We start from the raw sequence: 22,198 nt of genomic DNA on the forward strand, positions 1-22,198 counted from the left end.
CAATATGGCGATAAGTGGACAACACGGTGGTAATGTCCTGCAAATGGCAAATCAATTTGGTCTCGCTCCCAGCGATGTCATTGATTTCAGTGCAAACATCAATCCTCTGGGTATGCCCGGAGGATTAAAACATCTGCTTGTAGAAAACCTATCGCGCTTAGAACAATATCCCGATATTGATTACCACCTGCTGCATCGTCAGTTGGCTCGTCACCATCAGTGTTCACAAAGCCATGTAATTGCTGGCAATGGCGCAACTGAGCTGATCTTCCTTTGGGCTCAATACGTAAAACCCAAGAAAGCACTACTCGTGGAACCAAGTTTTGGCGAATACCGCCGCGCGCTTACACGCGTTGGTTGTAAAATCACCAACTATTTACTGTGTGAAGAGGAAGAATTTCGCGTAACCAAACGTATTCTCACTGCTCTGTCACCCGATCTTGATTGCTTGTTTTTGTGTACACCTAATAATCCGACAGGACTGCAACCTGACCCAGACTTGCTGATTGAAATCTTAAATCGTTGTGACGTCATGGGCATCAAGTTATTCGTTGATGAATCGTTTCTTGATTTTATGCCCGATACTAAAAGTCTTTGCAGGTACTTACCTGACCACTCAAATCTTTATATCTTACGCTCTCTAACTAAGTTTTATGCCCTGCCCGGTTTACGTTTAGGCTATATGCTCTCTTCCGACGCAGAGCTTTTACAACAGATCCGTGAGCAAAGAGAACCTTGGACTATCAATGCCCTTGCTGCATTAGCAGGAGAAGTGCTGTTTGATTTCATCACCTATCATCAAGCAACCTACAACTGGCTTGCCAAAGAGCAAACTTATCTATTAGGTGAATTGCAACAGTTTGAACAAATCAAACTCTATAAACCTTCAGCGAACTACATCTTTTTCAAACACTTGGATAGTCAGTCGGCGCTGCAATCACAGCTAATGAAACACGGCATTTTGATTCGTAGCTGCGCTAACTACATAGGTTTGGATAAGTGCTTTTACCGTGTAGCAATTAAATCCAGAGCAGACAATGAACGCTTAGTGTCAGCCCTTAAGAAGGTTTTTAATCATGGCTGAAGCGAGCTGCCCAGCTTCGTGCGGAGAGCTAATTCAAGGATGGATTTCCGGCGGTGAAAAGCTGGTGTCTTGCCCTATTGATTGGTTCAGTACCGTCGAAGTCAGCTCTGGTTTGGCTACGCTAAGTAATCAAAGACCGATGATGCGCAAAGCGCTGGAGTTAACCCTAAAGCAGCTCAATATACCAAGCGCAGAATCTCAGCAATTAAAGATCGACTTTCACTCTACTATTCCCGTAGCAAAGGGGATGGCAAGCAGCACCGCCGATATCGCAGCCACAGTCGCTGCAACCTATCGCTATTTTCAGTGTGACTACACAGCAGAACACCTTGCTTCCCTTTGCGCTCAACTCGAACCCACCGACAGCACCATGTTCAATGCCCTAACCTTATTTGATCACAACCAAGGCGTTGTGGCAGCGCAATACGGTTCAATGACAAATCTTGATGTGTTGGTATTGGAAAGCCCAATACAGCTCGATACGGCGGCATACCACAAAGTCGATCACCGCCATTCATTGATGAGTTCTTCATTGAGATTAGATACGGCGAACACTGATCTGGCAGATGCCATTAAATTGCACAACCCGAATCAACTAGGCAGAGCAGCAACTGCAAGCGCTATTGAAAGCCAGATCATTTTGCCTAAACCTCGCTTTGAACAACTACTTAACATTGTCGAAAAACACGGCCTGTACGGGTTAAATGTTGCTCACAGTGGCAGTGTGGTTGGGCTACTTTTTGACGCGAAAATACACGATATTGAACACGCTATTTTCGATATGGAAAATCTGGGAATAAGACATTGTTACCCCCATTTTCATCAATGCAAGATGGTTGACGGCGGTATTCGCTAGTATCAATCAAGCGAACACCACTAAACTGCTTTTTCTTAAGCAATTCGCATCTGCCCTTGTAGAACGGTGACAGCTTTTCCTGAAAGTTTGACGGTGTTTGCATCAAGCTGTTCTACGTCAACATAACCACCTCGACGAGATGCTTGATACGCTTTTAACTTTGTTTTGTTAAGTACTTTTGACCAATAGACACTCAATGCACAATGCGCTGAACCTGTTACTGGATCTTCGTTAACGCCTACCCAAGGTGCAAAATAGCGTGACACAAAATCAACACCCTTAATTTCGTTAGTCTGACTTTTTTGAGCCGTCACCAACACACCTCGTCCTTTCAGTTTTGCCATTGCGCTAAAATCAGGTGCAAGTTGGTAAAGAAGTGCTTCATCGCTAATCACAATGAACTGCTTAGTATCGAAAATCCCGTAATCCACGATGTTAGATTTATGAAGTCCGATTCTTTCAATCAGCTCCACGTTTATTTCAGCATCGAATTCTATAATTGGTGCAGGAAAGGTAAGGTGAATTTCATCAGTATCCAGCTCAGCGGTTAGCAAACCTGACAAGGTATGAAAGCCAATAGTGTCACCCGTCTTATATAAAGCCAGTTGTTTTAAAATATGCGCAACCGCCAACGTGCCATGCCCGCAGAGTTTGACCTCCACTTCGGGAGTAAACCAGCGAAGCTGCATCGAATCCATGGAGAAAAAAGCGGTTTCAGATACCGCCATTTCTGCGGCAATTGCATACATTTGGGTTTCATCAAGAGCGGAGTCTGTAATACATACACCGGCAGGATTCCCTTTGAACACTTCAGACGTGAATGAATCGACTTGATATACGTTAACTTCCACAAACATTCCCTTAATGCGCGCTAGTGAGTTCCTTGCATGCTAACAGATTGCGCGAGTTTTCAAACCCACACTTTACAATGAGATGCTAGACCGATTTCAACGATGTCTACACGATCAGAAACGTTTAACCAAACGTTTACAACAAACTGATTTTTTGGTGAATAAACATCACTACATTTAGCGACCAATACAGAAAACAAAACACAAAACGATCGTCGATTTTCGTATTGATCACAATAACTCTATAGATGGTTGATATGCCCTAGAACAAGCAGAACTGCCTGGATTAAGGGAATTTTAAAATCAAATATGGATGATTGAATCGCCTGTGCATTTGGCTGTTGCAGGCAAATTAAGTAGCGTTCATTTCCTTCAGTAACAGAGTGAGATTATGAAAATAAATGCCACTACTTTTCTGGCGTATGTCTTGTTGATTCAAAGCACCATCATCGCCGCTTTATTGTGCTCCGCTGAACTGTTAGAAACCGTTGCGGCTACCATTGTTACTTTGACAACGGGATAAGACAAAAACAATCACTAGCTAAGTTGGCTTATCAATAGACAGAAAGGCAAGCAAGTTCAGATACTCACTTGCCCCTGAGTAAGCTCTATTCTTGCGAGTTCTCTTTAGCATTGATATCAGCATAGGTGTGCAATAGCTCGGTTAACGCATTCACCCAACCGAATGCATCTACAGGCGCATTTACCAGCAGCTTTTCAACCAATTCACAATGAGTTTCAAGCGTAATAGCTTGTTCCAAATTGAAAGAGATGGCGTAGAAATGCCAAAGCACTAAGCGGGTCATTCTTTCACTGTTTTGTTTCGCGTTGTCTGAATCATCAAACGCTTGCTGAATTTCACTCAGTGCGATTGCAGTCATGCGAAGCATTGCGTCTAGACGTGCAGACATCATGCGCTCTTCACTGTCGACCTCTTCCTGTTCGAAAGTAAAAATTTCGCTCATCACGTCTTCTGGAACCATTTTACTGATCATTCGAACGGCGAATTCTTCCAGTTCGTGGCGAGGCATGGTTACAAGGCAGTCAAAGGTATAGTCACGAAGCATAATAGTCACTGTTTAGGTGGTTAAACTGAGCCCGTATTTTAGTCACAAAGATTTGCTTTACCACCTTTAATGCTCAGAAATAGCAAAGTACAACTATTTTGCCGCAAAACAAAACTATCGCTTGGTGGCTACAGTCTTTATTGAGACAATGCCCTACGTAACTTCCATACCAACGGACATCTATGAAAATCTTAGTTCGCAACCTCGCTCGCACAACAACTGAACACGACATTCGTAAACTGTTTTCTGAACACGGTTCAGTGGCTCAATGCACACTGGTGTTAGATAAAGAAACTGGCTTATCGAAAGGTTTTGCATTCGTCGAAATGCCTGACGTATCAGAAGCGAAGTCGGCGATTGCTGCACTTAATCTAGCTAGTGTTGCCAAAAGCAAGATTCGCGTAAAAGAAGCGCAATAATCGAATTATTAAACCAGCTGATGAAGCTGGTTTTTTATTAATCAACAATAAAAAGCTTAGCGCCAACTGTAGTTGAAGAACGATGAGCCTCTGCATTATCTGCAACTTGGTAACTCATACCCGGTTTCAGGGTGTAAACTCGGCCATCATCAAGTTCAGTTGTTAACTCTCCTGATATGCAGAATAAGATGTGTCCTTTTGAGCACCAATGGTCTGCCAAATAGTTTTCAGAATACTCAACCATCCTTACACGAAGCTTATCAAAGTGCTTGGTTCGCCAATAAGCCGTGCCTGTTTCACCAGTGTGCTCTGTTCTCTCAACATCGCTCCAATCTGTAATTCCAAAAGGCAGGTTATCTATTTCCATTCTTCATTCCTTGAGTAAATTCGATTAAATCCCATACAGCGACATAGATAACGCTTAGTTAAACACCAAATCACCATACACATCTTGTGACTTTTAACGCCAAGTAAAGCACTGGCAAATGCATAAATGCTTTACCAACAACCTACTAGCTTTGTTGGCTTTCAACATGGCATTTAAAATTATTAAGAATTGCTTGCCAGCCATCGATTTGCATGTCGATTGGGTTTTCGTCTTCGGGATCAAATTTAATGTCAATGCGTGTTCCCGTAGCTTCATCGGCAAAGACTACCTGTGCGGTTCTACCACCAAACTCGTATTCGATGAGATGCCCAACTTCTACATTGGTATAAGTTCCTGCAAAGTCGAAACCAAAACTACCATCTTTCGCTTCCATTCGAGAGCAAAACTGACCACCAACACGCAGATCCACACTCGCTTCGGTGGTGTGCCAATCGTCTGAAGCTGCATTCCATTGAACGATGTCTTCTGGCGTTGTATAGGCTTGCCAAACTTTGTCTTTTGGTGCGTTTACGGTAGCCGAAATGTGAATTTTCATCCCCTTCCCCTATTTATCCAATAAATGACAGCCAACACTACATTAAGGTATTTAGAACACTAAAGCGTACATATTTTCGAATGAATGGCTTCGCTACGAGTGTTCCACCACACTTATGAAGTTATAGAAATGTTCATCTTCTGAGCTGATTTCAAACTTCAACTGCTTATACAGGTTAGCTGCTGGAAGATTGTTTTTAAAACAGCTCAAAGTTAAATCTAATCGCTGTGAATTCGCTTCAGATTTGATTGCTTTAATAACAGACGACGCAAAACCTTTTCTATGCTGATGTTCAAAGATAATAAGTAAATGGATATGAAGGCTACTGGATTTTATGCGACTACAGACATAGCCCACTTTTTCTCCATTCGATAGTATCCAGCGAAACCACTCGGGCTGTAACCTCGATTCGAATGATGATCTTTGAAAATCTTCATCCCACCCTATCGCGCTATCCACGATTGGCTTCATATACCGTTTAAATTCGGAGAACGCAGGCAAATGCTCATGCGGTTTAAATTGTGAAAGGATGATGTCCATATGTTTCCTGTGTCGCCCTGTTAAACGAACATTTCTTCAAAGCTATCAATGCAAGCTATTGCGCCGCTCAAATCGTTTTTCCCGTTGAACGCATGTCTCACAGCCACCACATCACAACCGCTTGCTAACCCAGCTAATACTCCTGCATTCGAGTCCTCAAATATCAATGCGTGTTCAGGTGTAACATCGAATTTTAGCAAAGCTAAGTTAAACGCTTCTGGATCTGGTTTATGCTTTGTCACGTGATCTTGGGTAATCACTACTTCAAATGAATCTCTGAGTTCCAAGGCATTGAGAATATTGTCCACCATCCAAGTGGCTGCTGAACTAACTACTGCACAGCGTTTCCCTTCATCGTTCAGGTACTTAATGTAGGCTTTCGCACCAGGGTTTAACTTTAAGTTTTCAGCTAAAAGCTGCTCGTAGTGAGCCCGAAAGTGTTTATTGAACTCTGCCAGTTCAGGAAAGATATTTGCGTTTTTGAAAAAGTGACGGGTTACCATTTGCCAGTTTTCACCCATCACATCTTTGTAGATGTTGAAATCCACTGTTGAACCATAATCACCGCAAGCCAGCGCTAACGCTTTTCCTTTTAAGGGCTCAGAATTCACTAAAGTACCATCCATATCAAACAGGTACACCTGATACTCTTTCAAAACTCTCTCCCTATAGTTTTTTCTTATTTCTATTTCAAACAGTTAATTGCGTCAGATACCGTTTCAAACTGAATTTTCGTTAAACACACCTCAGCAAGGCAAAACTCATGACGTTGAATGAGTTTTGAGGCATCATCCACCGTAATTTGAACTTGCTTGTTGAGCAGTTCAGTATTCGAACCGTTGTAAAATATTGAGTAAGTAAAACCTTCAGAATCAATGACAAGATCTTCGTGGCTAAGAATCAAACCAGAACATTCATTGTTCAACTCACTCTCCGACTCCAAGTAAATAAGTTCATCATCTCTATCCAGTTTTAGAATACAAGGCCAATTAATCACCAGCACCTCCAACGTATAACGCCACACTAAACCTTCAATTCAATCCTAAACAAGCAGACTTCCCTGTGAAGCTCAATTTAAAGCAAACTCGCCAAATATTCACAATAGTTATGCAAAGCAAAACTAAAAATAATTGCCTTCCATTTAAAACCTATTCGCAAAACGTTGGCATTGCCACTTAAATCGGCAGTTGTATGATATTTTATAAACCTAGCTTTACTAACAATTCTGAAAACGATGCATCTATCGTTTTACCTGCCGTGTCAATTTTAACTACATCAGATTGCCAAGGTTCATAATGTCTATTTTGAACCTGTAGCCAGTTCGGAAGTTCTAGATTGGGAATATCTGTCACACGAGTATTTACTCTCATCTCATGCTCTTTACTGTCGGAACAATTAATCTCTATATTTACAAAATTAGCTCCGACGCTTCCCGCGAGAACTTCCCACTCAGCGCGAGTTAACGCAATAGGATTACAGGAATCTGCAATAGCACTGATACCTAGCGATAGGTTATCTCGAATAATTCTATAGCTTAAGCGGTACCCCTCACCTTGGACGTTAAAATTACACAGGTCACGTAGTCCTTGTTCTACTGTGTCAATTCGGACGTATATAGAACTCGTTTTCTGAGAAAGTAGCTTAGCAAGTGTTGATTTCCCAGAAGCAGGAAGACCAGAAAAAACATATAGCGTTGGTTTATTCAAATTGAACTTCGCTCCATCGTAATTAACGTCTAATTCAGTCATGAGCAACGTATTGAACAAGCCAATGAAACCACCATAAACATTAAAGATGGATGTAAACAAAAGCTGTTACTGGCTGCGAATATTCTTAAATTGCTTGTTATGTGATTTAGGTTGTTGAATGCTTAGCCATTAAAATATATAGATATATCATACCGTATAAACTAATTGAATTTTATAAAATAAATATGAAAGTAACCACAAACCTCATTCAGAGCACAATACAACAGCTCATAAATCAAGAGCCCGAGCAACACGCTCAAATTCGCCAAAATCTATATGATCATTTAGCTTTATCATTTGATAAACAACTAGCCCTTTACTCAAATGTTTTAGGCCCAGCAAGCTCTGGTAAAATTGAAACACACAACATTAGCAATGCAGTAAATACTGCGATTAAACTACTTGATAAGTCCACATCTTGATGCACCTATATGGCCCTTACTCTAAAATGGGCCATTGTTAACGCAGCCTAAGGCGCTAAACTCTATTGCGCAAAACACAAACAAACCAACTTATTGACTAAAATTACTGCAAACCAAAAGTGCCACTCGTTGGCTTTCGGTTTCAAGCTTTTGCTATCTTTATTTGCGTATATTCGGAAATCGACGAACATCGCACAAACACTCATTTAGCAGTGGTTTTACGTAACGTTCAAAGTCATGATATAAAACAATACGATTTATCCCTATAAGAACAACAGAACCAATAACAACTGACCATGAAAATGCTCCTAACATTACCCATAAAGTCAGTGATGTAAGCAAAAATGTTATCACTAATTTTAGGATAACTGTCGGTTTTATATACACTTTCGAACGTGTAATCGCTAATTGAATGGCACGGTAACGAGTTCTCTCATCCACATTTTCGAATATGGGATGGTCTTTAAATCTGTTCATGTTGCCCTCTAGATATAACGCCCCCTTATAAGTGAGAACAGCGCAATCTGCATACAGCCTTAATAACTAAAATTGACACATAGTAAAAATGCCAAATCAAACCCAAACCGCCGAGCGTTGCAAATCCGCCGTGAAACTTTTGTTATGTGCACTTTTTCAACATGATCTGCCAATCGCTCTTAGACACCCAAGGTTCATATACCTTTACCCTGTGATAACCACTACTAGTCAAAGAAGTAACACGTATATACCGTCGACCAAGTATTGATTTCTGGTATCTCAATGCAGCTGGAATACCAAAAAGATAAATCTCGTCATTATCAGCTGAAAGATTGCTCTCACATTTCCATACCGTGGTTTTGTATTGAAAAATTGCACCAACGATCACAGCCCCATAGGTAAATGCATTTTGATCTATAGAAAATATAAACTGCATTATCAGTAGCATTGCTACACCACCAAATACAGATGACATACTCAAAGAAAGTGCTCGGGCATGACCAATGAACTCAATTTTACGCATCATAGAACCTCCTTTTATATTGTTCTATAAAATGCGGAAAAATCAGCTAAAACCAATAAACAATGCGAGTTTATTCTCACATAACGCTGAGTTAACTGGCTGAAAGATTTGAATTAAAACCGCCGAACGTTTGCTGTCCTTCTTGAACGCATTGTTATGTGCGTGCTAGACGATAGCGCCTTACCGTACCCTCACGGTCATCTGTGTAGTTACCGAGATATTCACCCCCACAGTTTTCGATGACTTTTTGAGATGCTAGGTTGTCAATTGAGCAAGTAACAATAACTGAGTCAGTGACAACGTGGTCGCGAACCCATGCAAGAAGAAATGAAGCGACGCCTCTGCCACGAGCGGACGGTCTAGTTTCGTAGCCAATGTGACCAATTGTATTTTCTACATTGGCATTAGTGCCTTTGCGAACTCGGATTGCACCTAAAATTTCAAAGTTCGACACACAATAGTAAGTTGTACTGGGTAAATATCCGTTTGGTAACTCAGAAGTTGCCTTAGAACGTTTGATCAAACCAGATAAATAAGCTCTCGGATTTTGCTCTACACCCGAATATTTAGGGATACCTGAATCTAGGCATTCTTTTGCATAACTGGCTAATATTGGATCCAAACTAGGATTAGCCTCTACCACTTCCATGTCAATTTTCCTGATAAACATATAACTTCCGCCTAAAGGGCTGACAACACATAACACCAAACTTAACCACGACAACCATAACCACCGCGGCTCATTGAGACTGGAAGCCCCTCGAGGCGTTTATTAGCCAAATCCTTCCAACCTAAGCAAACGATAGCTTCCACAATCAATGCCTGTATCTTGATAGCCAGCCAGGCTTTCAAACACGTTGAAATGAGAAACAACTATTACCTTAGAGTAATGCGTATATCGAGATAAAACATTTTCTGCACGGTTTCTTAGTGCTGCCCATGACTCATAAGAAACATTCTTAGGCACCGCATTATTTTTCAGTGAGGCACGATACTCATGCCAGCGACGATCTCTTTCTTGAAGGCCTACATAGCCACCGTCCATGTCCGCTCGCCATTCACGTAGGTCATGCTCAACAAAGAGTTCTAAACCGAGTGTACGATTAATAATTTCAGCGGTTTGGAGTGCTCTTGTATAAGGTGACGATATAATAACTTCTGCTTTTTCGAGTTGGATTTCTAGAGCAACAGCCTTTAGCTCATCTATGTGGTCTCGATTTAAAGGAGCATAATCCTTTTCCAGTTGGCTCATTTTTCGCTTGTCAGATAGCGAATAATCAGGCACACCATGTCTTACAAATACGATGTAGATTCGTTTCTAAATCTCCGTTTTGACGCGATTAGCGTAACGCCCCGTTAAGCTGCTGAACGGTTTGGATAAATTTACGATAAAATGAGCATACGCGAATTTGTAAATTTAGCCAAATAGTGTGAGCTGGCTTGAGATGTTTGTTAGCTATTGCTACTCAGAAATGGTGCGATCCTATATTTGAAGATCTGGCTTTTCATCGATACTAACGAAACAACTTTATTTTGGAACATTGTAAGAACAATACCAGAACCAAACAAAAAAACTGTTTTAATGAGGAAAAGAGCCATGTTTCCCGCTGGGTTTTGCGCTAAATAATTCCATGCATAAAATGCAAAAATATGCCACAAGTAAATCCATAGAGAATTTGATGAAAGCCAAGATATCGCATTTACCATATGTTTATTTGCGATATTTACCTTGGAAACTACAAGGTAAACCATAGTCAATGCAAAAAAGGCGTACGAAAGATAATAAATTGTTGGTGGATATTTGAAGTTTTGAGTTGCTACGAATGAGCCTGTTTCAAAGTACTTTAGATAAGCCAACGTAAAGAATAGGATAAACGAAGACAAAGAACAAACAAGCAAGTTCCTTCTTGTCAACCTAGCCATTCTAAAAGAAAATAAATACAGTATTGAATATGGTAATATAATAAAAACAACATCGTTAAATAATCTTTCTATTGGACCGTAAAAATAAAACCTCATCAAGTGATTTAATAGCTCATAGATGAAATACATAACTGCCAAACCACAAAAATATAATCGATTATTTTTAACCATATTATTTAAATGCACTGCTAAAGGCGTTATCAGGGCCAACATTAAATAAATCTTGAAAACCCAAACAAAACCAATTCCACCCATAAACAGATAAGAGAAAAGTATTTATTTAAAATTAAAGAGATATTTTTCATCAATCAATTCAGACACACCAAGAAAAAAAACAAAGAAAAATGTTAGAAATATCCAAGCAGGAATTATCAACCTTTTAAAGCGCTTAGAATAAAATTTCTTAACATCAATTGATCTTGATGAAAAAATTAACGCATATGTAAGACCAGAACCAACTACTAATAACGGGGTTCCGAAGTTCCTTAGTTGAAATAACCAACCAGGTGGTGACGCATGAGCAATCATTATGGTTAATAACCCTAATAACCTAATTAAGTCATAATTCAGGTTTCGTTGTTTTTTCATCCAGTATAACCCCTCAGTGATGCCTAGCGCCCGCTTAATCACTAAAATCAACGCAAAGCAAAAATGCCGAGCGTTGCGAATCCGTCTTAAACGTTTGTTATGTGCTCGCACTTTGAGCTAGCTAAGTCTCCAGGGACCAGACTCCATGACCTGAGCAACTACACCTTCTTGCACAAGTTGACGTGACAAAGCTACTAACCAAAATTGTTGCAGCAATGAGGTTGCCTTATGTTTTCTTCTCCACCCAAACCCACAACGCCTGAAAATCTCTGCCTGCTTCATTCCACAACAATTTTGGGAACAATCGGGATGACTTTGCATCAACTCAACAACTAGATCTTTGGCATGATTACGTAATAACTCACCTTTCGACTCGAAACTATCCATATTGAATACCTTCCCTCTTAGACGTCACTTAATAATAGTGAACTTCCAAGTTTCTAGGCAAAAAAGAACCCAAACCTTACCATCATAAACACCGCTACCAAATTGAACTAAGAGCGCCAAGCGTTGGAATCCAGCTTAAAGGCGTTTGTTATACCTTGATCTGATTGATGTACATTGTAGGAACTCCTTTATCAATTGCCATAGTCCCGTATAATCGTGCCCAAATTACACCACACCAATCACCAGTGAGTTTCAAATGTCCAAACTATTTTTTAAAGGTCGAATCGATGCTCGACAAAACCACGTCATTTCAGGCTACAACGTAAAGCGTGATGTGAAAGCAGGCACTGAAGAAGCTCCTATCAATGTTGTCGTTCCAACCGAGGATCGTAAAGCCGAAATTGAAGCATTGCTTTCTGAGCACTCTATAGTGGCCAATATTGTCATAGACTCAAAGCAACCAGAAAACATTATTGAACTTGATACATTATTACATAAGCCTAAAACTATTACCTTTGACAAAACACCAAACCGTAATGATCCGTGCATTTGCGGAAGTGGGAAAAAGTATAAAAAGTGCTGTGCTTAAGCTTTCGGTAATTACATTAGAAGCCGTTTTCTGACGGCTTTTAAACTAAAGCCTAAGTTAAAATGGTATAACGAAGCTAAGTGGCAGCAAACACCACTAAACCTAAAAAAACCACCTTAAACACACTAGCCAATTGAACGAAAACCGCCACAGGTTTGCAGTCCGACTTGAGCGCCTTGTTATATGCGTGGTGAAATAGGATCAAATGGTATTTCACATATGTTCAAATAGCCTTCTTCACCGAAAAGAGACTCGGTTAACTCTATTTCACCATGTGATGTATAAACATCAAAAAGCTCATTATTTTCTTCTAACTCATTTTCTAGCTCGATAACTCTATGATTAGCTTCAGCGCAATTTCCATGCTGACCAGATTTAAAAGCGAGAAATATATCACGTACCGATTTTACAGTAAGAGCACAATGAACTTGTTCATGGCGGTAAAGTTTCTCTGTATATGAGCGAAACTCTTCTGCTGATTCAGGTGTAATGGTCGAAATTTCAATTTGGGGCAACGTATAGGTAACGCGCAAACTAAAGTCGTAAATTTCACAAGTATCATCATTTGTGTGGAAATCATAGTTCCATGACGTATAACCATCAAAACCGTTCTTTTTAAGAAAATCAGGTTTGCTTTCATTAAAAGAGGTCTCGATTTCACCAATGCTATCTCCAACAACCTTATATATTTTAAAATCTATACGAAAGGGAAAAACGAGGTCATTATCAGCGTAGGCATAGCTGGATACCAATAAGCAAAGTATTACAAATACGGATTTTTTCATCATTTCCTTAAAGCATATAACGCCGTGTTAAGGGGTGAACGCCGCATAAACCAAGTTTCCGTAGACCACTTTCATCACCAGAACTCACCGCATGCCAAAAATGCCACGCGGTATGAATCCCTCTTAAACACCTTGTTATGCTTACTTTAGCTTCACGACTTTACCCGTTAATGCAACGCCAGCGACCATTGTCCCAGCACCACATTGAAAGGTGTCAGAGCTTGAAGTCAGGTTGTTTTTGTAGTTGGATTTGATATCAACTACCGCGTTACCACCTTCTTTAATTGCTCTTTCTTTCAGTACTATCATGGCCGACAAAAAGACCCAGTTACACGCCTCTTCATCTGTTTTGTTAAATGCATTTGTCTTTTTGTTCGTTTTGAACTCGCCAAACTCTGCCACAACTTTCGGAAATTTCTGCTCTCCGAAGTAAAATTTTACATCTGTACCTAACTTGTTCTTTGCCGCCTCTGAGCTTAGAGCATTTTCTATTGAATATGAGCCAATATCATCTCTAGCAAAAGTGTAAGAAGAAAAGAGAATTAGTGAAGATAGTGTCAGTATTGCTATATTTTTCATATTGTTAAACAACCTTAGTTAATAAAAATTTGATTGTAAGCATAACGCCTTGTTAAGGGGTGAGCAACGCAATACCTGAGCTACTGCATACCACCTTAATCACTTAAACCAACGCATGGTAAAAATGCCACGCGTTGCGGATCCCTCTTGAAGCGTTTGTTATGTGTTTACTCAAGCAATTTCCTAATACCGTTTTGAGCTTGTTTATATCTTAGGTTAATTAAAGTCATCGCAACCTGCCCAACATCTTCATAAAGGTTATCTGCATATTCGTGAAGGTTAAGTGCTGGATCATATTTCTTGGCTTGAACAAAACTCTCTACTTTGGAAATTCTCGCATTAGCGCCCGGCCCAGCCTTGATGAGCATGAACTCTTTCCATGGTTTTTGTTGCTTTTGATTATTGCAAGGAGAGCAACATGGCACTACATTACCCCACGCATGCAAACCTAACGCTGTCTTATTCATAGGGATTAAGTGATCTTGTGACATAGACTTTCGGTTGATTTCAACACCACAAAAACAGCATTGGTGATCGAAAAACTCTAAAAGCTCATCTTTCTGCGCAACCTTTGGTCCAAAAGGCTCATAACCTCTAGCTTCATCATAGAACTTTCCGACGTCCTGAAGAAAAATACGAATTGCACTATTTGAGATGTCAGATTTACTACGAGCCATACGAAATTCCACTTTAACATGCTGAATTGATTGTTTATTGTCGCCTAACTTTGCCTAAATACATAACAGTTCTTGTATGGAACTATTCCACAAAACCTGTTCCATATAAGTCACTTACTGTTAAAACATATAGCCAATTAACTTAATTAAAACAATGAGTTTTGTATTATTTACTTAAAGTCACATCGCAAAATGTGGACTTAATCCTGTTAATATATCCACATGGTGGTTTCATAGCGCAAGATGCAACTTACTTTCACAGGAAATAGTATGAGGTCGCCATTCTTAAACGAATTAACCGAATTTATGCTTGCTCGACATTACGCCAAAACAACTGTGCACGCATACTGTTACTGGATTGTTCAATTCATTCGTTTCAATAACAATCAGCATCCAAAAGAATTGGAGCGGGCAGAAGTTGAAGCATATTTAACAAACCTAGTTGCAAAACTTAATGCATCGGTAGCCACACAAGCCCTCACTTTGAATGCACTCGTCTTTCTATACCGAGATTTTCTATTGAAGCCTCTTGATTTAGATATGAGATTTCAAAAATCGACGAAAATCACGAAATTGCCTGTTGTGTTGACGACAAAAGAAGTCGTGCACGTTTTTGAAATGATACCAGTACAGTCTCGTTTACCATTTCACCTAATGTATGGTTCAGGCCTACGTTTGATGGAAACTGTTCGTCTTAGGATCAAAGATATTGATTTTGATTATGGAGCTATACGTATTTGGAATGGTAAAGGCGGAAAAAGTAGAGTGGTGACATTGGCCAAAGAGCTTCATACACCTCTATATAATCAAATAGCTAGAGTTCGCCTAATTCACCAACAAGACTTAAACACACCTGAATATTCAGGTACGAGCCTCCCCTTACGTCTTGCAGAAAAATACCCGTATGCTCCTATGAGTTTAGATTGGCAGTTTTTATTTCCTTCATTGCACCTAAGTCAATTTGGGACAGATCCAAAATGGTATCGGCATCATCTTCATGAAAGCTCTCTACAGAAAATAATCAGAAAAGTTTCAAATGAAATGAACACACATAAAACTATCACCTGCCACACTTTTCGTCATTCTTTTGCAACGCATTTACTAGAATCCGGCTGTGATATTCGGACTGTACAAGAACAACTTGGCCATTCAGACGTAAAAACAACTCAAATATACACACATGTCCTTAATCGTGGCGCTAGTGGAGTAAAAAGCCCTTTGTCAAATTTAGGGCTATAAATAGTGGAATGATTAATACTTATTTTGTTTAGAACATCTGAGAATTACTTTCCAGCAACAATGCGCTGACAACTAAATTGTCAGCGCAGATAACATCGCGTTAAAACTTCAATTCAACTTGGTAACGGTAACGTTCGCGGTCAAGTTTAAACTCGTCATGTACGCTCGGGGTCCATGAATCATCGCCACCAACACCCATGTGGAATCCATCAATTCTCACAAACAGCATGCCACTATCTTTCAGCTCATTGGTGTGTTTAGCTTGAGCGATATTGTTTTGAGCAAATCGACTCACGGTGAAATGAAAATCACCTTGCACACTTAATTCGCCAATTTGCGCTTGTCTCACATCGCAACGCAAACCGTTCTCCGATGGGAAAATGTATCCGGTATGCATCTCATCTTGACTTACTTTGTAGCGACTAATGTGTGCTGAATCCAAACGATCTGGGTAGTTTTCATGTGGTCCACGCCCAAACCATTCAACCATTTGCTGCTGTTGCGGTAACCCGAGTTCCATACCTACACGAGCCAATGGTGGAACACCTTTAGCGACGCGAGCATCAACGTCAATCGATACCGATCCATCTGAAGATATGTGGTATGTCCATATTGTTGCCATCAATACACCATGCCTAGTTTTGTGCGTAAACTGAGTCACCACTTCAACTAGGTTCGGTTTATCAAACAGTTGCAAGTCTATACATTCAACATCCAAATCATTAATGCCTGCGGCATCCCAACGAGCAGACCATGCGTTTGGATCGACACGGTCAACTTCACTCACACCGATATCGTTATCCAACGGTGCGCGATAGAAGTTGTCTTTTGGTCCTGAGATTAATTTCTCTTCTCCATCCACAATCCAGCTATCAATCACACCCGTTTCTTTGTTAAAGCGAATAGCAAAACCTTCACCGCTTACTGTAGCGTTATCAATATATAAGGCTGAAGACAAAGCACTTTTTGATTTTACTCGCTTAACAAGTAGTGATTGTGATGATGGCAGTTCAAACTGATGCGTTGCAGTTGTATGTCCCGCTTGTGCCCACGCAGTATCCGCAATCAAACTGACCTGTAGATTCAAGTGATATAATTTACCGATTTTAGCTTCCGGCAAAGCCCTAATAAGTTGTAATTCAAGAGACTGCTCAGCATCGACAACTAGACGCATTTCCCCGCTTTCAATAACCAAACCGTCTTCTGTGATTGTCCACGAAAGTTGTTCATTCTCTGAAGAGGTAAATAGGTTTTCGCTGGTCACTTTAATGGTTAATGGCTCAGTCCCAAGCAATTTAAATTGGTAAAACTGCTGTGCGTGTTTTGCCTCTAGTATCGTCGGATGCACAGTACGATCTGGGAAAATTAGACCATTGATACAGAACTGACGATCATTGATTTCGTCACCAAAATCGCCTCCGTATGCCCAGTATTTCGTGCCGTTTTCATCTATTTTTGTAATGCCTTGGTCAACCCAGTCCCAAATAAAACCACCTTGTAGACGTGGGTAGTCACGGAAAGCTTGCCAGTATTTGTTAAAGCTACCCAAACTGTTACCCATAGCATGTGCGTATTCACACAGAATCAGTGGGCGATGCTCACCCGGTAAACCGAGCCATTTCTTCAATGCATATTTAGGTGTCACTGTTGGGTCGATGTGATGCACTTGATCTTTATCGACACGTGAATACATAGGCGCGATGATATCAGTCGCTGCTGTATTTGAACCACCACCCTCATATTGAATTGGACGTGATGGGTCTCGATGTTTGGTCCATTGATACATAGCATGGTGATTGCCACCAATACCTGACTCATTACCTAAAGACCAAATAATAACGCTGGGATGGTTCTTATCACGCTCAACCAAACGGGTTATTCGTCGCATGTATGCATTAAGCCAAGCCGTGTCATCAGACAAACGACACATCGGGAACTGTCCATGTGTTTCAATGTTGGCTTCATCAACCAGATACAAACCGTATTCATCACAAAGCTCATACCACAATGGATGGTTTGGATAGTGAGCGGTCCGCACCGCATTAAAGTTATGCTGTTTAAGAAGCATGATGTCTTGCAACATGGTTGCTCGTGTCATGGTATGACCGGTTTCTGGATGATGCTCATGACGGTTGGCACCACGAACCAGAATAGCCTTGCCATTAACTTTGAGCAAACCATCGGTAATTTCAACACATCGGAAGCCTACATTGTATGCTTCGCAATCTAGTTGTTCTTCACCACTGAACAAAGTGACAACGCAACGGTATAAGTACGGTGACTCTGCACTCCACTTACGTGGATTCTCAACATAGATGTTATGTTCTGTGCGCTCAAGCCAAGGACCTTTTTCGTCGATGATACGTTGTCCACAATTTGCAGACTTAACACCAAATACCGAGTTACCTTGTGCATCAAACAACTCAACTTCCACACGGTTAGCTGCGTTTTTCTGGTTAAGGTGGGTAGTTACATTCAACCAAGCATCGCGGTAACACGCATCTAGGAGAGTTACGATTTGTACATCCTGAATAGAGACTTTTGGTTTTGCGAGTAACGTAACATCGCGAAAAATTCCGCTTAGCCACCACATGTCTTGGTCTTCAAGATACGAACCGTCAGACCAGCGCATTACCATTGTTGAAAGTTGATTTTCGCCTTCGACTAAGAAATCGGTTAAATCGAATTCTGCTGCTAGACGGCTATCTTGTGAATACCCCACCCATTTGCCGTTACACCAAAGATGAAACGCTGAGTTCACACCGTCAAAAGTAACCGTTTGGCGCATACCAACGAAATGTTTTGGTACCTCAAAAAAACGACGATACAAACCTGTAGGGTTATCGAATGGAACATACGGCGGCTTGTCTGCAAATGGATACTTTATATTGGTATAAATAGGTTTGTCATAGCCATGTAATTGCCAGTTGCTTGGTACTGCAATATTGTCCCAGGCAGAATCATCAAAGTCAGGTTCAACCGTTATCGCTAAAACGTTCTCTGGGCGATCAAATAACTTGAATTTCCAATCTCCGTTCAATGAGAGTTGGTTGTCCGATTCTTGATTATTTAATGCGTTTTTTTTACTGGTATACGCTTTTAGCGGTGCGTGTGCAGCAACAACATTATGGTGTGTTACATGCTGATTTTCCCATTCGCGAGCACTGATAACTTGTTCAAATGTTCTCATTTTTATTATTCCAGACTTATGTAGCCCTGCTATTTTGGCTGATGACTTTGTGTAAACGTTTACAGCTCATTATAATAGAAGTTCAAACTGATATAAGAAGGACTGAAATAATCCGTGATCCGTAGTGCACTATTTCTCAATAAGAGGGGTACCAATAGACTTAATACTGAAGAATGTTTGCTCTTCAAATTTGTTGATTTGAATATGAGTAATACTTTGATTACCTATTGCCAGCGTGGTGTAAAGCTGCGGATTTTGCCAATCCAAGCCTAATATGTGTGCGAGTATGTAACGGATAGGTCCACCATGAGCGACGATTAAGGTGTCTTGTTCACAGTGTTGAATGATTTGTTCCCACGCTTCAACCACTCTTGCATACCCTTGTTGCAGAGGCTCTGCGTTTGGTAGGGTGTTTTGTGCGGGGTTGGCCCAGAATTGCTCTAGCCTCTTCCATTCGTGCGTGAGTTCGTCAAAGGGTACACCATCAAAGTCACCGAAGTTCTGTTCTTTCAAACGCGGTTCAATCACTAGCTTTAATGCGGGTTTAAGCTCTGTGACCAATTCAGCCACTCTTTGACACCGAATCAGTGGCGATGAATAAACTTTGTGGAAGGAATAGTGCTTCAAAAGCGCATGAGCAATCGAACTTTGAATTGACTCATCAACAGCCACATCAATATGACCATTTAATGCTGGTTTACCTTGAGTTTTCCCGTGCCTTAATAAGTAAAGGTTCATCGTCATTTCCTTCTGCCTTATTGACCACCTTTGAGATTCATTGGTAACCCTGCCACAACGAAATCGACTTGATCAGCAACTCTTGCGACGGCTTGGTTCATCCACCCTGAATGGTCAACATAGAGTCTGGTGAGCGCATTCATCGGCACGATACCAAGCCCCACTTCGGTTGAAACACACAACACAGTAGCTTGAGTTTGGCACAGAGCATCCGTTAACTCATTAAGTTTAAACTTGATTTGCTCACTGTCAGCGTTATCACCCAAATAATGAATGACATTGTTTAGCCAAACCGTCAGACAATCCACCAACACTACATCATGCTGCTTAAATTCTAGTAACGCTTTTGGTAGTTCTACCGGGTATTCATGATTAACCCACTGCTCATCACGACGAGCTTGATGGAGTGAAATGCGTTCTTTCATTTCATCGTCGAATGGTTCTGCGGTTGCAACATAATGGAGACATGTTTGAGGGTGAATGCGTTTGCCTTCTTCTAACAATCTCAATGCTTGCTGTTCTGCAAAAGCCGATTTTCCGCTACGAGCGCCACCCAGATACAACCTTACTGCCATGTTGTGTTCTCCACTATTTCCAACTCCATGAATTAAGCCACATATTTGCTATTAAGCACAGTGAGTTATCGCACTGTCTTACGAAAAAAAGCTAGTGAGAGAATACTAACGAAAGAATGCTAACGAAATGAATAACCAGATTGTTTAGCTCCGTCTCACTTGAAGAAGCCGTGAACTTTATGAACAGAATCACCACAATAACCAATATTATTTTTATCTCGTCTTTACAGACTTATCGTTAACACTCTCATAACATTTCACTACCCGTTAAGCAATTTCTGCCCTACTCGCGGGAAATATAACTATAAGCATCGTTCGTATTGGAATGGTGCGGAAACATAAGGAACGTGAAAATGTTAAAACATATCAAACCGACCCTAGCTGCGTCGCTTCTTGCAGCCGTATTCTCACTACCAAGTATGGCTGCAGAGCTAGAGAAGATTCATTTCTTGATCCCTGGCGGCGCTGGCGGTGGTTGGGATATGACAGCTCGTGGTACTGGTGATGTACTGATGAAAACACACCTCATCGATAATGTTTCGTACCAAAACCTATCTGGTGGCGGCGGTGGTAAAGCTATTGCTCACCTTATTGAGACAGCTGATCGTCAAGAAGACACCTTGATGGTGAACTCTACACCTATCGTCGTTCGCTCTCTTTCTGGCGTGTTCCCACAGTCTTTCCGCGATTTAACACCTGTAGCGGCAACTGTATCGGATTACGGCGCACTTGTTGTAGCTGGTGATTCTAAATACAACACATGGGAAGACGTCGTTGCTGATTTTAAAAACGATCCTAAAAACGTAAAAATTGCTGGCGGCTCTGCACGTGGCAGCATGGACCACTTAGTTGCTGCGGCTGCATTTAAAGGTCAAGGACTAGACCCTAAAGCAGTGCGTTACGTAGCGTATGACGCGGGCGGTAAAGCAATGGCAGCTCTACTTTCTGGCGAAACTCAGCTGCTTTCAACTGGTCTGGGTGAAGTACTGGAAATGTCGCGTAATGGTCAGGTGAAAGTATTGGCTATCACTTCACCAAAACGTCTTGAGTCTGCTCCTGATATCCCAACACTTGCTGACTACAACAACTCAACGGTATTTGCTAACTGGCGCGGCTTCTTCGCTGCACCGGGTGTTAGCCAAGAGAAAGTGGACGAGTGGAATGCTGCTCTAAGCAAGATGTACACAACAGATGAATGGAAAGTGGTTCGTGACCGTAATGGTTGGATCGACACCTACAAAGCGGACAAAGAGTTCTTTGCGTTCTTAGAAGATCAAGAAAAGCAAATGGGTGACTTAATGCGCGAACTAGGCTTCCTGAAATAATCTCTCCTTTGGGGTAAGTAGCGCTTGCCCCAAATCTTTTACCCGTAATTGAGTGTGCTTATTACTCCTTTGTTTATTGGTTGGACATTCGACTAGCAGCGAATGACTTACTCTTGGTTAATGACCTTCATTACCTTGCTCAATTACGGTTTTCTTTCCCTTTAATTTGTAGAACATGGAGTTGGATATGTCGGAATCGCCAACGAATTTATTCAGCAAAGAATCCTTACTGTGCCGTGACCGTGTAGGCGCAATGATTTTTCTCGTGCTGTGCCTTTGCTATGGGTATCAAACGTCGCTGATACCTATGTTTCCCGGCGATGAAGATGAACCTTTCAGCGCCAAAACATTACCCATCATTTTGACCTACATTGGTGTTGGTCTATCACTGCTTCTGCTGGTGATGGGGCAACCAGATAAGAAAAGTGGTGCGGTGTTGGATTTCAACTGGAAACTGCTGATTGGCTTTTTGTTACTAATGACACTGTACGGCATCGGGCTCACCTATTTAGGCTTCGTACTGGCAACGGCTTTCTTCCTGTTAGCTGGATTCTATTTGCTGGGCGAGCGCCGTAAGTCTGTGCTTTTGGGCGCATCTTTCCCGTTTGTCATTGCTTTCTATTTGCTATTAACCAAAGGGCTGGATGTTTACCTAGAGCCCGGACTTATTTTCACTATTTGGTAGGAACGGAT

Annotated in this window: 27 protein-coding genes; 9 read left to right on the plus strand and 18 right to left on the minus strand. The window is 41.1% G+C overall.

Annotated elements, in window-relative coordinates:
- Positions 1 to 4: 4 nt before the first annotated feature.
- Positions 5 to 1,084, plus strand: coding sequence for a threonine-phosphate decarboxylase CobD (gene cobD, locus G5S32_RS07765; RefSeq protein ID WP_165311468.1), 1,080 nt, complete (start codon positions 5 to 7; stop codon positions 1,082 to 1,084).
- Positions 1,077 to 1,940: a GHMP family kinase ATP-binding protein gene (locus tag G5S32_RS07770; RefSeq protein ID WP_165311469.1), complete on the plus strand. Its 864-nt coding sequence runs from the start codon at positions 1,077 to 1,079 to the stop codon at positions 1,938 to 1,940. Before cobD ends, G5S32_RS07770 begins: the two co-directional genes overlap by 8 nt.
- 35 nt (positions 1,941 to 1,975) lie before the next feature.
- Here G5S32_RS07770 and G5S32_RS07775 read toward each other — a convergent pair whose 3' ends face one another.
- Positions 1,976 to 2,791 carry a PhzF family phenazine biosynthesis protein gene (locus G5S32_RS07775; protein ID WP_165311470.1) on the minus strand — a complete coding sequence of 272 codons (816 nt, stop codon included), beginning with the start codon at positions 2,789 to 2,791 and terminating at the stop codon, positions 1,976 to 1,978.
- Between the two features lie 391 nt (positions 2,792 to 3,182).
- Here G5S32_RS07775 and G5S32_RS21635 point away from each other — a divergent pair, with 391 nt between their 5' ends.
- Positions 3,183 to 3,314: a hypothetical protein gene (locus G5S32_RS21635; protein ID WP_281347253.1), complete on the plus strand. Its 132-nt coding sequence runs from the start codon at positions 3,183 to 3,185 to the stop codon at positions 3,312 to 3,314.
- Between the two features lie 85 nt (positions 3,315 to 3,399).
- On the opposite strand, the gene G5S32_RS07780 is transcribed toward G5S32_RS21635, so the two are convergent.
- Positions 3,400 to 3,858, minus strand: a complete 459-nt coding sequence (locus tag G5S32_RS07780) for an exoribonuclease R (protein WP_165311471.1) — start codon at positions 3,856 to 3,858, stop codon at positions 3,400 to 3,402.
- A gap of 182 nt (positions 3,859 to 4,040) precedes the next feature.
- Here G5S32_RS07780 and G5S32_RS07785 point away from each other — a divergent pair, with 182 nt between their 5' ends.
- Positions 4,041 to 4,277 carry an RNA recognition motif domain-containing protein gene (locus tag G5S32_RS07785; RefSeq protein WP_165311472.1) on the plus strand — a complete coding sequence of 79 codons (237 nt, stop codon included), beginning with the start codon at positions 4,041 to 4,043 and terminating at the stop codon, positions 4,275 to 4,277.
- A gap of 37 nt (positions 4,278 to 4,314) precedes the next feature.
- Here the strand turns inward: G5S32_RS07785 and G5S32_RS07790 are convergent, their stop codons facing one another.
- From G5S32_RS07790 to G5S32_RS07815, 6 genes are all read right to left on the minus strand, one after another.
- The gene (locus tag G5S32_RS07790) at positions 4,315 to 4,644 is read right to left on the minus strand and encodes a DHCW motif cupin fold protein (protein WP_165311473.1); all 330 of its coding nucleotides are present in this window, start codon (positions 4,642 to 4,644) and stop codon (positions 4,315 to 4,317) included.
- 145 nt (positions 4,645 to 4,789) lie between these two features.
- Positions 4,790 to 5,200: an SRPBCC family protein gene (locus G5S32_RS07795; RefSeq protein WP_165311474.1), complete on the minus strand. Its 411-nt coding sequence runs from the start codon at positions 5,198 to 5,200 to the stop codon at positions 4,790 to 4,792.
- A gap of 93 nt (positions 5,201 to 5,293) precedes the next feature.
- Entirely contained in the window at positions 5,294 to 5,740 is a 447-nt protein-coding gene (locus G5S32_RS07800) for a GNAT family N-acetyltransferase (protein WP_165311475.1), read from the minus strand.
- A gap of 20 nt (positions 5,741 to 5,760) precedes the next feature.
- Entirely contained in the window at positions 5,761 to 6,366 is a 606-nt protein-coding gene (locus G5S32_RS07805) for an HAD family hydrolase (RefSeq protein ID WP_246201088.1), read from the minus strand.
- A 59-nt stretch (positions 6,367 to 6,425) separates the two neighbouring features.
- Positions 6,426 to 6,737 carry a DUF4144 family protein gene (locus tag G5S32_RS07810; protein WP_165311477.1) on the minus strand — a complete coding sequence of 104 codons (312 nt, stop codon included), beginning with the start codon at positions 6,735 to 6,737 and terminating at the stop codon, positions 6,426 to 6,428.
- Between the two features lie 202 nt (positions 6,738 to 6,939).
- The gene (locus tag G5S32_RS07815; protein WP_207621621.1) at positions 6,940 to 7,446 is read right to left on the minus strand and encodes a P-loop nucleotide/nucleoside kinase family protein; all 507 of its coding nucleotides are present in this window, start codon (positions 7,444 to 7,446) and stop codon (positions 6,940 to 6,942) included.
- A gap of 227 nt (positions 7,447 to 7,673) precedes the next feature.
- Between G5S32_RS07815 and G5S32_RS07820 the strand changes: the two genes are divergently transcribed.
- The gene (locus tag G5S32_RS07820; protein ID WP_165311478.1) at positions 7,674 to 7,910 is read left to right on the plus strand and encodes a PAS factor family protein; all 237 of its coding nucleotides are present in this window, start codon (positions 7,674 to 7,676) and stop codon (positions 7,908 to 7,910) included.
- A gap of 619 nt (positions 7,911 to 8,529) precedes the next feature.
- Here G5S32_RS07820 and G5S32_RS07825 read toward each other — a convergent pair.
- From G5S32_RS07825 to G5S32_RS07840, 4 genes are all read right to left on the minus strand, one after another.
- Positions 8,530 to 8,913, minus strand: a complete 384-nt coding sequence (locus G5S32_RS07825) for a hypothetical protein (protein WP_165311479.1) — start codon at positions 8,911 to 8,913, stop codon at positions 8,530 to 8,532.
- A 151-nt stretch (positions 8,914 to 9,064) separates the two neighbouring features.
- Positions 9,065 to 9,559: a GNAT family N-acetyltransferase gene (locus tag G5S32_RS07830; protein ID WP_165311480.1), complete on the minus strand. Its 495-nt coding sequence runs from the start codon at positions 9,557 to 9,559 to the stop codon at positions 9,065 to 9,067.
- Between the two features lie 123 nt (positions 9,560 to 9,682).
- Entirely contained in the window at positions 9,683 to 10,222 is a 540-nt protein-coding gene (locus G5S32_RS07835) for a histidine phosphatase family protein (protein WP_165312750.1), read from the minus strand.
- 887 nt (positions 10,223 to 11,109) lie between these two features.
- Entirely contained in the window at positions 11,110 to 11,421 is a 312-nt protein-coding gene (locus G5S32_RS07840) for an acyltransferase family protein (RefSeq protein ID WP_165311481.1), read from the minus strand.
- 643 nt (positions 11,422 to 12,064) lie between these two features.
- On the opposite strand from G5S32_RS07840, the gene G5S32_RS07845 reads away from it, so the two are divergent.
- Entirely contained in the window at positions 12,065 to 12,397 is a 333-nt protein-coding gene (locus G5S32_RS07845) for a PBPRA1643 family SWIM/SEC-C metal-binding motif protein (protein ID WP_165311482.1), read from the plus strand.
- 179 nt (positions 12,398 to 12,576) lie between these two features.
- Here G5S32_RS07845 and G5S32_RS07850 read toward each other — a convergent pair whose 3' ends face one another.
- The 3 genes from G5S32_RS07850 to G5S32_RS07865 all read right to left on the minus strand — a co-directional run bounded on the left by G5S32_RS07850 (position 12,577) and on the right by G5S32_RS07865 (position 14,438).
- Entirely contained in the window at positions 12,577 to 13,182 is a 606-nt protein-coding gene (locus G5S32_RS07850; protein WP_165311483.1) for a DUF922 domain-containing protein, read from the minus strand.
- Positions 13,183 to 13,323: 141 nt separating this feature from the next.
- Positions 13,324 to 13,761, minus strand: coding sequence for an excinuclease (locus tag G5S32_RS07860; RefSeq protein ID WP_165311484.1), 438 nt, complete (start codon positions 13,759 to 13,761; stop codon positions 13,324 to 13,326).
- A 167-nt stretch (positions 13,762 to 13,928) separates the two neighbouring features.
- Positions 13,929 to 14,438 carry an HNH endonuclease gene (locus tag G5S32_RS07865; protein WP_165311485.1) on the minus strand — a complete coding sequence of 170 codons (510 nt, stop codon included), beginning with the start codon at positions 14,436 to 14,438 and terminating at the stop codon, positions 13,929 to 13,931.
- A 270-nt stretch (positions 14,439 to 14,708) separates the two neighbouring features.
- On the opposite strand from G5S32_RS07865, the gene G5S32_RS07870 reads away from it, so the two are divergent.
- Positions 14,709 to 15,677, plus strand: coding sequence for an integron integrase (locus tag G5S32_RS07870; protein WP_165311486.1), 969 nt, complete (start codon positions 14,709 to 14,711; stop codon positions 15,675 to 15,677).
- A 100-nt stretch (positions 15,678 to 15,777) separates the two neighbouring features.
- On the opposite strand, the gene G5S32_RS07875 is transcribed toward G5S32_RS07870, so the two are convergent.
- The 3 genes from G5S32_RS07875 to cobU all read right to left on the minus strand — a co-directional run bounded on the left by G5S32_RS07875 (position 15,778) and on the right by cobU (position 20,180).
- On the minus strand, positions 15,778 to 18,867 hold the full coding sequence (locus G5S32_RS07875; RefSeq protein WP_165311487.1) for a beta-galactosidase: 3,090 nt from the start codon (positions 18,865 to 18,867) through the stop codon (positions 15,778 to 15,780).
- A gap of 129 nt (positions 18,868 to 18,996) precedes the next feature.
- The gene (gene cobC / locus G5S32_RS07880; protein ID WP_165311488.1) at positions 18,997 to 19,611 is read right to left on the minus strand and encodes an alpha-ribazole phosphatase family protein; all 615 of its coding nucleotides are present in this window, start codon (positions 19,609 to 19,611) and stop codon (positions 18,997 to 18,999) included.
- An 11-nt stretch (positions 19,612 to 19,622) separates the two neighbouring features.
- Positions 19,623 to 20,180: a bifunctional adenosylcobinamide kinase/adenosylcobinamide-phosphate guanylyltransferase gene (cobU, locus tag G5S32_RS07885; protein WP_165311489.1), complete on the minus strand. Its 558-nt coding sequence runs from the start codon at positions 20,178 to 20,180 to the stop codon at positions 19,623 to 19,625.
- 353 nt (positions 20,181 to 20,533) lie between these two features.
- Between cobU and G5S32_RS07890 the strand changes: the two genes are divergently transcribed.
- A complete protein-coding gene (locus G5S32_RS07890) occupies positions 20,534 to 21,505 on the plus strand; it encodes a tripartite tricarboxylate transporter substrate binding protein (protein ID WP_165311490.1) in 972 nt (323 codons plus the stop codon).
- Between the two features lie 187 nt (positions 21,506 to 21,692).
- Positions 21,693 to 22,190, plus strand: a complete 498-nt coding sequence (locus G5S32_RS07895) for a tripartite tricarboxylate transporter TctB family protein (protein ID WP_165311491.1) — start codon at positions 21,693 to 21,695, stop codon at positions 22,188 to 22,190.
- Positions 22,191 to 22,198 lie beyond the last annotated feature (8 nt).

The sequence above is a fragment of the Vibrio ziniensis genome (assembly GCF_011064285.1).
Classification (GTDB): Bacteria; Pseudomonadota; Gammaproteobacteria; order Enterobacterales; family Vibrionaceae; genus Vibrio; species Vibrio ziniensis.